The sequence below is a fragment of the Stenotrophomonas sp. HMWF003 genome (genome assembly GCF_003061285.1).
GTDB classification, from domain to species: Bacteria; Pseudomonadota; Gammaproteobacteria; order Xanthomonadales; family Xanthomonadaceae; genus Stenotrophomonas; species Stenotrophomonas maltophilia_AP.
Genome location: NZ_QAIW01000173.1, coordinates 1 through 12,893 on the forward strand (window position 1 = coordinate 1; position 12,893 = coordinate 12,893).

Consider the following 12,893-nt stretch of genomic DNA (forward strand, 5'->3'; position numbering starts at 1 on the left):
CCGCCACCAGGCCGCCACGCCGCCGCACCCGGCGGCCCGATCGCCCCGCAGCGCCCGCGCCACCTGCATCGGCTTGTCCAGCGCTGTCCTTCTGACCTGCCGGCGTCATCGCGCCCGCCCATGCTTAACGCGCGCGTGGAACCGTGGCGGCGGGCCAAAACCGTGGCCCAGGCTGTCCCCAAGGACACCGCCCCATCGTCCATACGCACCCGTAGCGAAGTAAGCAAACCCTAGGGTGCGCTACACTTTGCGGCTAGAAATCTAAAACAGTCGCGCGCGTGCGTGCGGTCATGGGAGCGCAAATGAACTGGTTGAACGAGGTGCTGAACAACGACCCGAATCCTGTGGAAACCCAGGAATGGATCGAGTCGCTGAAGGCCGTAATTGATGTCGAGGGCCCCGAGCGCGCGCATCAACTGTTGGAAGGCATGGTTGAACTCACCCGCCGTTCGGGCGCGTACCTGCCGTTCTCTCCCACCACCGAATACGTGAACACCATCGCGCCGACCCTGGAGGCCAAGAGCCCGGGCAACGCCGAACTGGAATGGCGCATTCGTTCCATCATCCGCTGGAACGCGATGGCCACCGTGGTGCGCGCCAACCGCAAGCCGGGCGACCTGGGCGGTCACATCGCCTCCTTCGCCTCCGGCGCCACGCTGTATGACGTGGGCTTCAACCACTTCTGGCGCGCCCCCAGCGACAACCACCCCGGCGACCTGCTCTTCATCCAGGGCCACAGTGCCCCGGGCATCTATGCGCGTTCCTTCCTGGAAGGCCGCATCGACGAAGCCCAGCTGGACAAGTTCCGCATGGAAGTGGACGGCGGTGGCCTCTCCAGCTACCCGCACCCGTGGCTGATGCCCGATTACTGGCAGACCCCCACCGTGTCGATGGGCCTGGGCCCGCTGGCCGCCATCTACCAGGCGCAGTTCCTGCGTTACCTGGAAAACCGTGGCCTGATCGAGAAGTCCGACCGCAAGGTGTGGTGCTTCATCGGTGACGGCGAGAGCGACGAGCCGGAAACCCTGGGCGCCATCGCCCTGGCCGGCCGCGAAGGCCTGGACAACCTGATCTTCGTGGTGAACTGCAACCTGCAGCGCCTCGACGGCCCGGTGCGTGGCAACGGCAAGATCATCCAGGAACTGGAAGGCGTCTTCCGTGGCGGCGGCTGGAATGTCATCAAGCTGCTGTGGGGCGGTTACTGGGATGCCCTGCTGGCCAAGGACACCAACGGCGTCCTGCGCAAGCTGATGATGGAAACCGTCGACGGCGAATACCAGAACTGCAAGGCCTTCGGCGGCGCGTATACCCGCGAGCATTTCTTCGGCAAGTACCCGGAGACCGCCGCGATGGTCGCCGGCCTGAGCGACGACGACATCTGGCGCCTCAACCGTGGCGGCCACGACCCGCACAAGGTGTATGCCGCGTACCACGAAGCGGTGAACACCAAGGGCATGCCCACCGTGATCCTGGCCAAGACGGTCAAGGGCTACGGCATGGGCAGCGCGGGTGAAGCACTCAACCCGACCCACCAGACCAAGAAGCTGGACGACGACGCCGTTCGCCACTTCCGCGACCGCTTCAACATCCCGGTGACCGACGCCCAGCTGGCCGATGGCCAAGTGCCGTTCTACCACCCGGGCCCGGATTCGCCGGAAGTGAAGTACCTGCAGGAACGCCGCGCCGCGCTGGGGGGTTACCTGCCGCAGCGCCGTCGCAAGGCCGAAAAGAGCTTCAACGCGCCCAAGCTGGAAAGCTACGAGCGCCTGCTCAAGAGCAGCGGCGAGCGCAGCTACTCCACCACCATGGCCTTCGTGCAGAGCCTGAACATCACCCTGCGCGACAAGGAACTGGGCCCGCATATCGTGCCGATCGTGGCCGACGAAGCCCGTACCTTCGGTATGGAAGGCCTGTTCCGCCAGATCGGCATCTACGCGCCGTTCGGCCAGAAGTACAAGCCGGTCGATGCCGACCAGCTCATGTTCTACCGCGAAGACCAGAGCGGCCAGGTGCTGCAGCAGGGCATCAGCGAGCCGGGCGCCATCGCCTCGTGGATGGCCGCCGGTACCAGCTACTCGGTGAGCAACGTGCCGATGCTGCCGTTCTACATCTACTACAGCATGTTCGGCTTCCAGCGCGTGGGCGACCTTGCCTGGCAGGCCGCCGACATGCGTACCCGTGGCTTCCTGCTGGGCGGCACCGCTGGCCGCACCACGCTGAACGGTGAAGGCCTGCAGCACGAAGATGGCTTCAGCCATATCGTGGCCGGTGGCATTCCGAACGTGCGCAGCTATGACCCGACCTTCGGCTTCGAAGTGACGGTGATCCTGCAGCACGGCACCAAGGCCATGATGGAAGATCAGATTGATGAGTACTACTACATCACCCTGATGAACGAAAACTACACCCACCCGGAAATGCCGGAAGGCGCGGCCGACGGCATCGTCAAGGGCATGTACCTGCTCACCGACGCCGGCAAGCCGAAGAAGGGCGAGCTGCGCGTGCAGCTGCTGGGTTCGGGCACCATCCTGCGCGAAGCCATTGCCGCAGCCGAGCTGCTGGACAAGGACTTCGGCGTGACCGCCGACATCTGGAGCTGCCCGAGCTTCAACGAACTGCGCCGCGACGGCTTCGACGTGGAGCGCTACAACCGCTTCCACCCGGAAGGCGAGCAGCGCAAGGCGTTCGTGACCGAGCTGCTGGAAGGCCGCCAGGGCCCGGCCATTGCCGCCACCGACTACGTGCGTGCGTACGCGGACCAGATCCGCTCGTTCGTGCCGATGTCGTACACGGTGCTGGGTACCGATGGCTTCGGTCGTTCGGATACGCGCGCCAACCTGCGTCGCTTCTTCGAGGTTGACCGGTACTACATCGCGCATGCCGCGATTGCGGCGCTGGCGAAGGAAGGGAAGATGACCGCGAAGGATGTGACAAGAGCGATCAAGCAGTACAAGATTGATCCTGAGAAGGCTAATCCTGTCGGGGTTTGATGGTTTGAAGCTGGAGCTACAACAAAGAAGGGCGGCCAGATGGCCGCCCTTCTTTGTTGTAGCTCCAGCGAACTGATGTTTGAAACTCATTCCATTCAACCTGGAATGTTTTGATCAACAAAGATTATCAAAAGGCAGGGTTGCCTACTAATCTGCAAAACTCGCTCAGCCCAACCTAAGTTCTAGGTCAGCTAGCCTACGGCAATCTTGTTCCACGCTTCGCGATGTTCAAAAGACACGGCCTTCTCGTGCTTGAGGAGGGACGCATATTCCGGTGCAAAGCTAGATGGATCGGCCAGAAGGCGTAGATAATAGTAGAGAGAGCGATAAACCCCATTCACAATTACCTGGCATCCTAATCGCGACTGAATCGCCGCGAGTTCTTTCTCCAGGCCCGGCTTCTCGCCACTGGGATGGGTAGTGAGAACGTAATAGCGATCAACCGCTTTGTCCATTAATTTTCGTTTCACGTGTTCGATAATGGTTGCATCAACGATAATTCCGTGCTTAATTTCAAGAGCCTCGAAGATCGATCCATCAGCTCTTGCAATCTCAATGTCTCCAATAGCGCCAGTTTGAGAGTCAGCGGCCGAATGGGGCTCAAGCGGCTTAAGCGTCATTCCATTGAATCTCTGCATCTCACGAGTCAAAACTGCATAGATCGCATGAAAAGCAAGAACGGGCAGTCTGGACGCACCCTTGTTCTTATATTCAGCCGAGAAGTGCTCCGTCAGCATGCTGACGATCGTCGATATGTCCGTGGTCTTCGGCTCAGCAATGGTGATCTTCTTTTTAGCACGAAGCTCGATCTGCTTGTATAAGGCAAACCGTAGAGCCTCTCGCGCATTACAGCCCCCTATCTCTAGCTCATCATAAATAGAAAGGAAGCTATCTTTGATGGCGCCGATATTCTCATCATACTCCAAGAAATACGGCTTTGGTCGCTCCAAAGTGCGCGTCTGCCAACCTGACTTGGCTCCGTTGAACTCGTTTCGCGAAAGCCATGGATAGATGATTTTCTCGGAAACTCCTCTAAAATTGAAGCCAGCGGGTCGATCCGTTTGTTTTTGAATTTGCACCTGATGAAATCTGACATCAACCTCCGGGCGCGCCGCCTTGATGCTCATTCCTGTGATGACATTCGTAAACGCCGCGCTTGCCGTCTCAGATTTGGTGGACATGTGTTCAATCGCGGCTCTCATCCTGGGGGTCAAGTCGAACTGGGCCGGACCCTCTGCTGCGAAGTCATCTTCAGCAAGCACAAGCGCTGAATCCAGGCATGAGCTAATCCTCTCCCCAATCTTTAACTCCGCCTCCGAAGTAGGAACAATGTCGGCTTGCTGAGTTTTAGATTGTGATGGTGGATTCATTATCGCTCTCATCCTGAATTGAATCGAAAAGGTGTTTGTCCGTAGTAAAGCTCACCGCTAGCGGAGATTCCTTGCGTTTAACCGAGAAGTTCATTTGCTTCCTAAGCGGGAGCGTAAACGGATACGCCACCATGTACTTATCTTTAGGCATAGCTATGTTAGTTTCGAAGCAGCGTATATCGAACCTGTAGTTCCTGAGGATTTCCACTATGTCAAGAAAACTTCGCTTTCCCATCGAGGACCCAAATATCCCAGTGAGGTGCGATTTCTTTAGGTGAACTGAGCAATTACTAAAGTCCGAGCAATGTTGCGCGAACCGTGCAATTGGATGCTCTGAGTAAACACTAAAAGTAAGTATTTCGAAAATCGGGTGAGGTTCAGTGAAGTGGCCGTAAAGCTCAAACAAAGAATGGAAATTGCTGGATTTTATAACCCATTCATCGATGGCATTCCACATCGTCTGGATCGAGTGAGGTGACTCTCCAAACAATTCAACATGAATGAAAGCATCCCTCGGCGCTGACTTTGCATTTTCAGGCGGAACTATTCCTGGCAGGCGTATAGTCATCTTAGCAAACAGCTTTCTGCTGCCGTCAGCTCGTACGGAGATAGCTATGCCATCCTCAGTTTTTATAACCTTCGTGTTGTGCCTTCCGATGGGCGTCGTCGTCGGTTCCACTCGCGAGGTGTATTCGTGGAGCGAGAATGCTTGTGTCATGGCGGTCATTGTCTGATCCACCTTGGCATGCAATTGCCTTGTGTTTTTCGCTTTTGCGCTCTTTCTCTTATCAAAGCTGAGCGATGCCGATGCAGGGAGAAGGCTAATTGGGAGATCGGCGCCAAAGATCTGAACGGCAATTGCTCTTGCCAAAATGTAGGCAATCTTAGGGCTTACCGAGTTGCCGATCTGTTTAATCGCATCCGAGCGAGATCCAGTGATTTCGTATTCATCAGGGAACCCCTGCAGGCGTTTGTACTCGGCGACAGTAAAATAACGGCTATCCCAATGAAACGGACCGGTATACTTCCCAGGGCTTGCTATCAGGGTCTTGACTGGAAGGCCTGGATCAGCCTTATACAGGAAATCAGAGAACCTCGATCTGTAAGCGAATACCGGATTTGGGAATCCGCGCTTTGCCGTGAAGTGAAGATAATTACTTCCGGGAGGCACAAGCGGGAGGAGATGGGAGTACTTTCCATCTCTCAGGTATAGCGCATCGATATCCTCCGAGTTGACGATGCCCTCGAGCGCTTCGCTAGCAGTAATATGTGGTCGTCCGTCAGAAGAATCCGGTCCGAATAGAGGCTCCGGGAACAGAAACGTCTGATCGGCTCGATGCCCGACTAGGAATAGCCTTTCGCGCTGCTGCGGTGCACCGTAGTCCAGCGCGTCTAGCACTCTAAAACTGATCGTGTAGCCTAGCTCCCTAAAGGCCTCCTGGATTCGCTCCCAGTCCTCACCTCCATTCGTTGCAAGAATTCCTCGAACGTTCTCAAAGAGAAATCCTTTCGGCTTCAACCAGGAGAGCACTCGGCAGTATGCTTCAAATAGAGTTCCTCTTGAGTCGAGCGTACCCGCCGCGCCGCCCGCGCGGCGCCCGGATGCGGAGAAGGACTGGCATGGTGGACCTCCTATGACAAAATCAATATCTGTCGGAAGGTCATTTTTTCGAAGTGAACGGATGTCCGCACACACGACTTCAGGTGCGGACCTCAACGCACTGGACGAGTTGACCCTAAGAGTTTCCGCACATTGCGGCACGAAGTCAGTGGCATACACAACATCAAACCCTGCCTGATCGAAGCCCAAATCCAGTCCGCCGGCACCGGCGAAGAATGCAGCTACTCGGATAGGCTTTGGAAAGACACCTTGGGTTTGTGTAAATTCAGGATTCATATAGTGCAAGATCCTTTATCGATCTCTAATGGTTGCAGCGATATTGTCGACGGACGACTGACTGAGTTGATCCTGGCTAAAAACATATGCCCTCATGAACTCCCTCAACACCTGCGCCGCGCAGGTGTTCTGAAGCCTGCACTTATCAACAAATGCTTCGCGAAGTTCAGGCTCCAATCTAATCCGCATGCCTGCATCCTTCATTCGCTGCTCCTGGGTGGATACACAATGTGTATCCATTCTATCAGTTGCGCGCCTCGTGTTCCATCGGTCGTCCGCCCTCGCAGGCTCTGCTCAAGGCGAAACAATGGGTTCCAGGAGCCATGGACGCTCAAAGCCCTTTTCCAGTAGGTCTCACCCTCAAGGTTGAGATCAAGCATTTATGGTCGGCGTCTCATAGGATGAGACAGAATTGTGTTCCTTGCACAGTTCCTTGGTTTACGGCTGATTCGCTGACTTGATTGCCCGCGATATCGCCGCCTCTGCTCCAGCTGGAACCTTATGAGTCTTCCCGGCTCCGGGCTCCTAGTATTAAAAATTGAAAGGAAGGGTCTGCGGATTCCCAATGCTCAATAGTGCTGATGCGAGAGGCTTCGCATCCAATGCTGGTCTACCGCCAGCCGGTCGCAGATCGGAGCTGCGGCGGCCAGAACCTATCCACCCGGCAAAGCTCATAGTCCTCCCCAAACGCCAGCGCAGCCTCCCTGGCCGGCAGGTCCGAGTAGCACTCCAACAGGCACTGATCCATGCCCGCATCCGCATGGTCGATAGCGAAGAAGCCCAACATGGCCTCGTCGAACGCCTCAAGCCAATCCCCGTCAATCCTGGTCATCTGTGGTCCTCCCGATAGGCCAGAGAGCATGCCGCCACCCCGTCCCAAGGCCTGCGACTGAACCGGGCCAGTTGCGTCGCACCGTAGACGCCGCCAACCAACCCCCGCCAGATCAACAGGAACAAGCGATTTCCCATCCTCCACACCAACGCGCATGGTGTTCATCGGAGCGTAGAAACTCCTCTAGCGAGACAATGTTGGACGTCCCTATGTCGGGAGGGTGGCTAATACAACACCTCCTGAGGAAATACGCCCGCCGGTTCTCGCTAGACGGTTTCTAACCTCCCGACGCCCTTGCCATCCCGGCAAGGGCAAGCCCTGCAGGAGGTCCAACATGTTGACGCCGTGGGAAGACGAACCCGATGACGCGCGCCCCAAGCGCAAACCCTACGCCCGCCCCGCACGCAGCTACCGCGTAGGCGCGCTGACGTACCCGGACCGCGAAGAGTGCGGTCCCACCGAGATTGTTCCCTACCTCAAGCTGCGCGGTCGCTGGCTGGACAAGCTCGGCTTCGACGTAGGCGCCCGCCTGAAGGTGGAGGCCACGCACGGCAGCATCACCCTTACGGTGGTGGAGCGGCCCGTGCCGGTGGTCAAGAAGATCCCCCGCAAGTTGCAGCGCCGCACCGGCTGAGCGCCCGCGCCCACCCGCCGGGTGGGCCGCTGCACGGCCAGTGCCCGCCAGCCCTTTTGCGGGCGGCCTGGCCGCACAGCCGCAGTGCCTGCCCCGGTTCGGCAGCGCTGCGCTGTGGCAGGCGCAAACGCCAGCACGTCACTGCACGCCCGGCGCAGTGTGGATGTACAACCTGTTTCATAACCCAGCAGTGGGAGGAACGCATGAGCAAGAGTGTCTTCATGCAGTTGGAAATGGCCGCTGGCCTGCGCGCCAGCTTCCAGCACGCGGCGGCGCGCGAACACCGCCCCGCCGCACAGGTGCTCCAGCGGTTGATGCGGGAGTATGTGGTGCGGCAATCATGTGTGGATGCCGACGCAGAGGCCGGGGCCTTCGACCTGGTCGAGCGGGCGGCAGGCGCGGTGGCCCTGGAGGGGGCGAGGGTGGCCACGTGTGAGCCGGAGGCGGCGCCGTGCTTTGAAGGCGGCGAGCGGGATCTGGAGGCAATGGTGGCTCGGCAGCTTGGGTGGCGGTGTTCGCCGTTTGGGATGGGGTGAGGGGCGGCGCCCGCTCTGCGTCTGACCGTTCATGTGGTGCGCCTGCCGAGTCGGTAGGCGTACCGCATCCGCCTTCATCGTAAGGCTGGCAGTTCACCGGGGCGCCGGCCTTGTCGGGTAGACGCCTGGCGCCCGGTTACTTCAAGCTGTTGCCGGCCTCAATGACAGGTGCAGGCATGACCAACTTCTCAATCGACTTCGTAAGCCCGCCGACCTTCGATTCCCTGGCAGTAGAGGTCTCTTTCCGCTCGCAGCTTCTTTGCCGCATCGATCGCGAGCGGAAGGATGGTGCGCTTGAAGTAGAGTTCTTTCACTTGGCCAGGGCGCTGAGGGATGAGGTCACCATGAAGTTCTCTCTGGCTGAGTTCCTTCAGGTCGTTGAGCACGCCTCGGCGGAGTTGCTGGCGATTCCACCGGCCTCTTTATCTCAAGAAGTACCTTGAAAGACCTAAGGTGGGTGTGTAGCGGCACCTGCGACGTTGTATCGGTTTGGCCAATCGTGCGCAGAAAATCAATGTACGATGCACAGAGTCAATAGGGCATGGCACGGAGCACGCGGCGTGATCTATGTGACGTGCCTCTTTGACCGAAACACAGTTTCTGCAAGATCAGATCCCTACTGTTCCGCTTCCTGAACTACGTTCTGTTGCGTAGGAAATATCTGATGCGGCTAAAAGTGTGAGCGCGTGCCTGTTCGGTTCGTGATCCTCATCAATAGGAGCCGCATTCCAAGTTGCTAGCCTTCCCGCCACATCAAAAGCCAAGGACCCGGCGTGGGGCGCATTGCAATTGTCGTAGGCGATAGCACCAGCAGTGGCGGCACAGTCCTCACGGGCTCGCCGTTCACCGACATCAACGGTATGGCCGTCGCTCGCGTGGGCGACAAGGCCTTCTGCCCGAAGCACCAAGGTGCGTTCCCCATCGTTACCGGAGACCCCACGTTCATCGTGGACGGCCAGGCGCTGGCCAGGCATGGCGACGCGCTGGCGTGCGGGTGCAAGGTGCTGGCGGTGAAGCAGAGCACGGTGTCGGTGGAGTCGGGCGGTGGTGGCGCGGCCAAAGGTGGGGGCGCAGCCGCAGCAAGCCCGGTGCCGCCCGCCGCCGGTTTCGTCGCCCAGGGCACCACCGCCAAGGCGCCCGCAAGCGCGCCGGTCAAGCAGGACATCCTGCTGCACTACCACTACGGCGACCTCGACCGCACCCCGGTGCGTGGCGTGGCCTACCAGGTGATGCTGCCCGACGACAGTATCCGCACCGGCCACCTGGACGACGAGGGCCGCGCGCGTATACCCGAGGTCACCGTTGGCCCGGTACAGATGGTGCAGGTGCTGTTCCAGCCTGACGAGCCCGACGAAGACAACGACCCCATCCTGGCCGCACGCGCGCGGCTGAAGGCGGCCTTGGACGCCATCGTCGCCCAGACCCGCACCGACATGGCCCCGGAATGGCAGCAGTGGGACAAGGCCGGCAACGCCATGCGCTGGGGCCTGCAGCGCGGCAACCAGGCGCTGGGCATGGGGCAGGGCACGTGGGACTACGTGGCCGGCACCGTGGAAACAGCGGTGGACATGGCCGTGCTCATGTACAAGGCCGACCGCGAACTGAAGGAGTGGACCCGCCTGCTGCTCACCGGCGACCGCGACGGCCTGGACCGCAAGATCGCCGCCCTGCGCGCCACCGGCGGCAAGGTCATGGATGCCGCCAGCGAGGCCAAGGAGCTGTTCAACCTGCTGATCGAGGACCCCGGCATCACCGAGATGCTGCCGTCCTTCGGCGTAGCTTGGTGGGAGGCAGTACCGCCCGACGAACAGGAGCGCATCGAGGCCCGCTTCAGCTCACAGATCATGGTGGACGTGGTGGTGTCCATCCTGCTGGCGGCCGTCACCGTGGAATTGGGCGGCGCCGGCGGCTTTGGCTATGCTGCGGCCAAGGCGGGCAACACGGCCGCCCGCGTGGGCAAGAAGCTGCTGCACCTGATGGAAGAGGTGGAGGACGCGTTCAAGGGCCTGGCCAAGGTGCTGAAGACGCGTAAGCGGCGTCAGGCCGATGGCAACCGCACGCCGGATGGTGGCAGGAAGATCGAGACCACGCGGCTGCCGAAGCGGATGCCGCGGAAGAAGTTGCCTTGTTTCAATACGCAGAAGCTGCCTGAGTCAAAATTCCCCGAAATGGATAGGCAGTTGAAGGGGCAGGAGGCGGGGCTCAACGATATGAGCGTTGAGGAGTACCTTAACGCTCGAAAGGCATTTGATCCTGACAACCGCGATCGCAAGGTTGCCGAGCGGGCCTGGACCAAGTACAGGAAAGCGCTAATTCAGAGGAAGAAGGAAACGTACGAGCGAGCTGGGGTGCCGGCCAAAGATGCCCTGCGTATGGCTAAGGAGGATGCAGAGAACACGCGCAAAGTAATGAACGCTCTGCACAATCCGGACCTCGTGGCTGGCGGCGCTGATGAGATTGCTGACTTTGGAGACGGGGAAGTCAATCAGACAATCGGAAGACAATGGGGAAATCCCAAGAAGGGTGAGACCTCGCGCATAGCTGAGTTAGACGCGGCAGCAGCGAGGGTTCCTACCGCCGAACGGGCGAATACCAAGATGAATGGTGGGTTGGAGCGATGCAAATGATTGATTTTGTCGATGACAGTTTTGAGTGTTTTTACAAAGACCAAGGCTTTGGGCCTGTGGTCCATTCGAAGCCCGTTCCGCCATCGAAGCTTGCCTACTACAGAGGCAAGGTGCCCGATCGGTTGCTCCAGTACTGGGCGGCCTACGGCTTCGCTGGCTATGGCGATGGTTTGTTCTGGCTGACAGATCCGGAGGAATACTCGGCCGTATTGGACGCATGGTTGGAGGGAACCAGTTTCCACGGCCAAGACCAGTACTACGTCATTGGCCGTAGCGCTTTCGGTGAATTGATAGTGTGGGGCACGCGGACCGGCCCTTGTATGAAGATCGTCTGTGCCTGGGCAATGATTTTCCCGCGTGCCGCGCCGCCACAACTCCCGCCCAGCGAAGCGGACTTCCTCATTGGTTCATGGATATCAGGAATCGAAAAAGAGGATCTGGACGAAACGGATGAAGATGACGAGCCACTCTTTGATCGTGCAGTCAGGCTGCTGGGCCCTTTGGCCAGCAACGAGATGTACGGATTCGTCCCTGCATTGAGAATGGGCGGGCCGTGCAGGATTGATCACTTGCAGAAGGTGTCAACTGTGGAGCACCTCGTCTTTCTAGCGAAGCTCGGCAAGCCAGAAGTCATGCGGGACATCGTTAAAGAGGTCGATGACCAAGGGCTACTGGATTAGTCGGGTGTATTTCGGAAATCACACTATAGATGTGCATGCCGTGCTGGTCCCCTCGGCGAATTTTCCGGTCGTGTATGCAAGCTGTACAGTTAATGATGGGCTGCATTGGTGTAAATAATGTATATGGTCGATGAAGGATTCGAGTCCTTTTACAATGATGAAGGCTTCGGGCCAATAGTTGATACGCGTCCGGTGCCATCTCACAAGCTCGACCACTACAGAGGGAAGCTACCCGACAGGTTGCTCCAGTATTGGAGGGCATATGGGTTTGCGGGCTATGGCAGTGGGCTGTTCTGGATGACTGATCCTGATGACTATTCAGAAGTGCTCAATGCTTGGCTTTATGGAACGAACTTCCACCGAAAAGATGAATACTATGTCATCGGCCGAACTGCGTTTGGGAAACTTGTTGTATGGGGCACGAAGAGCGGGCCAAGTCTGACTATTGTCACCAACATGGCGATGATATTCCCATCTGACAAGTACGATCGCATAAAGGATGGATACGCTGACAGTATGATTTCAAACTGGTTGGCTGCTACCAGGCGCAGCAGCTTGGACGAGGATGATGACGACGACCGCCCGTTGTTTGAGCGTGCGCTCAAAGCGCTCGGACCATTGGCGGAGGATGAAATGTACGGATTCGTGCCGGCACTTGGCATGGGTGGGCCTGCCCGCCTGGATCACTTGAAGAAAGTGAAGGCGGTCGAGCACCTGATCTTCTTGGCACAGTTGGGTGATCCAAAGATCATGTTGGATATCGTGAAGGAGGCAAAGGATAGAGGGCTCTGGAAGTAATGAGTCGTCCGCACAAGCCAAACAGGCTGATAATCGACGAAGACTCTGAGTGCTCCCTGTCAAGAATCCGTTCGGGTCGCGATCGTACGGCATTGCCGACAACGCAGACGGACTCTTCTGGATGACAGATCCTGACGAGTGCGCCAATGTGCTCAATGTTTGGCGCAAAGGCACTGAGTTCTAGGGCAGGGGCGCGCACTCCGCCACCCGTTGGCTATGGACTTACAACCACGAGCGCCCAAACATGGCGCTAGGCGGCATCACCCCAATGCAGAAACCTGCACTGGCGGCATAGTTCCACTTTGGGCGACTGCTAAAGCCCGGGGGATTGCCATGCAAGACGAAAACGAAGACGAAGATTTCGAAGGCAAGTACTGGTACGGCGAAGTCGGCTACACCCTGCGCCGTAGCCGCTGGGAACGGGAGCGCGGCACACCCGAGGAAGAAGGCTTGGTCGCTTTCGTCGCGTCGGGTTGCTCGATCGAGGACATTACCGAACGACTCTACTATGAGTTGCTGGCGAGGCATC

11 protein-coding genes are annotated in these 12,893 nt (G+C 58.4%); 8 read left to right on the plus strand and 3 right to left on the minus strand.

Features of this window, described 5'->3' with window-relative positions; translation table 11 throughout:
• Positions 1-302 precede the first annotated feature (302 nt).
• Complete coding sequence (gene aceE / locus DBR34_RS07065) at positions 303-2,990, plus strand: pyruvate dehydrogenase (acetyl-transferring), homodimeric type (protein WP_128096260.1); 2,688 nt, start codon at positions 303-305, stop codon at positions 2,988-2,990.
• Between the two features lie 191 nt (positions 2,991-3,181).
• Here aceE and DBR34_RS07070 read toward each other — a convergent pair whose 3' ends face one another.
• From DBR34_RS07070 to DBR34_RS07085, 3 genes are all read right to left on the minus strand, one after another.
• Positions 3,182-4,171: a hypothetical protein gene (locus DBR34_RS07070; protein WP_219928228.1), complete on the minus strand. Its 990-nt coding sequence runs from the start codon at positions 4,169-4,171 to the stop codon at positions 3,182-3,184.
• A gap of 166 nt (positions 4,172-4,337) precedes the next feature.
• Positions 4,338-6,257, minus strand: a complete 1,920-nt coding sequence (locus DBR34_RS07075) for a DNA cytosine methyltransferase (protein ID WP_128096262.1) — start codon at positions 6,255-6,257, stop codon at positions 4,338-4,340.
• A 610-nt stretch (positions 6,258-6,867) separates the two neighbouring features.
• Complete coding sequence (locus DBR34_RS07085) at positions 6,868-7,089, minus strand: hypothetical protein (RefSeq protein WP_128096264.1); 222 nt, start codon at positions 7,087-7,089, stop codon at positions 6,868-6,870.
• Positions 7,090-7,423: 334 nt separating this feature from the next.
• On the opposite strand from DBR34_RS07085, the gene DBR34_RS07090 reads away from it, so the two are divergent.
• The 7 genes from DBR34_RS07090 to DBR34_RS07120 form a co-directional block, all read left to right on the plus strand.
• Complete coding sequence (locus DBR34_RS07090; RefSeq protein ID WP_038690824.1) at positions 7,424-7,723, plus strand: SymE family type I addiction module toxin; 300 nt, start codon at positions 7,424-7,426, stop codon at positions 7,721-7,723.
• Positions 7,724-7,926: 203 nt separating this feature from the next.
• Positions 7,927-8,259, plus strand: a complete 333-nt coding sequence (locus tag DBR34_RS07095; protein WP_128096265.1) for a hypothetical protein — start codon at positions 7,927-7,929, stop codon at positions 8,257-8,259.
• A gap of 176 nt (positions 8,260-8,435) precedes the next feature.
• On the plus strand, positions 8,436-8,702 hold the full coding sequence (locus DBR34_RS07100; RefSeq protein ID WP_128096266.1) for a hypothetical protein: 267 nt from the start codon (positions 8,436-8,438) through the stop codon (positions 8,700-8,702).
• 330 nt (positions 8,703-9,032) lie between these two features.
• Positions 9,033-10,886, plus strand: a complete 1,854-nt coding sequence (locus DBR34_RS07105; RefSeq protein WP_128096267.1) for a PAAR domain-containing protein — start codon at positions 9,033-9,035, stop codon at positions 10,884-10,886.
• Complete coding sequence (locus tag DBR34_RS07110; protein WP_128096268.1) at positions 10,883-11,566, plus strand: GAD-like domain-containing protein; 684 nt, start codon at positions 10,883-10,885, stop codon at positions 11,564-11,566. The genes DBR34_RS07105 and DBR34_RS07110 overlap by 4 nt, the downstream gene beginning before the upstream one ends.
• Before the next feature lie 117 nt (positions 11,567-11,683).
• Positions 11,684-12,364 carry a GAD-like domain-containing protein gene (locus tag DBR34_RS07115; RefSeq protein WP_258223724.1) on the plus strand — a complete coding sequence of 227 codons (681 nt, stop codon included), beginning with the start codon at positions 11,684-11,686 and terminating at the stop codon, positions 12,362-12,364.
• Positions 12,365-12,697: 333 nt separating this feature from the next.
• The coding region (locus DBR34_RS07120; RefSeq protein ID WP_146186787.1) for a hypothetical protein at positions 12,698-12,893 on the plus strand (196 nt) is incomplete at its 3' end.

Bases quoted from the DNA above. Each gene is read 5' to 3' on its own strand.
- aceE (WP_128096260.1), top strand. From the start codon at position 303: ATGAACTGGTTGAACGAGGTGCTGAACAACGACCCGAATCCTGTGGAA.
- DBR34_RS07070 (WP_219928228.1), bottom strand. From the start codon at position 4,171: ATGTCCACCAAATCTGAGACGGCAAGCGCGGCGTTTACGAATGTCATC.
- DBR34_RS07075 (WP_128096262.1), bottom strand. From the start codon at position 6,257: ATGAATCCTGAATTTACACAAACCCAAGGTGTCTTTCCAAAGCCTATC.
- DBR34_RS07085 (WP_128096264.1), bottom strand. From the start codon at position 7,089: ATGACCAGGATTGACGGGGATTGGCTTGAGGCGTTCGACGAGGCCATG.
- DBR34_RS07090 (WP_038690824.1), top strand. From the start codon at position 7,424: ATGTTGACGCCGTGGGAAGACGAACCCGATGACGCGCGCCCCAAGCGC.
- DBR34_RS07095 (WP_128096265.1), top strand. From the start codon at position 7,927: ATGAGCAAGAGTGTCTTCATGCAGTTGGAAATGGCCGCTGGCCTGCGC.
- DBR34_RS07100 (WP_128096266.1), top strand. From the start codon at position 8,436: ATGACCAACTTCTCAATCGACTTCGTAAGCCCGCCGACCTTCGATTCC.
- DBR34_RS07110 (WP_128096268.1), top strand. From the start codon at position 10,883: ATGATTGATTTTGTCGATGACAGTTTTGAGTGTTTTTACAAAGACCAA.
- DBR34_RS07115 (WP_258223724.1), top strand. From the start codon at position 11,684: ATGTATATGGTCGATGAAGGATTCGAGTCCTTTTACAATGATGAAGGC.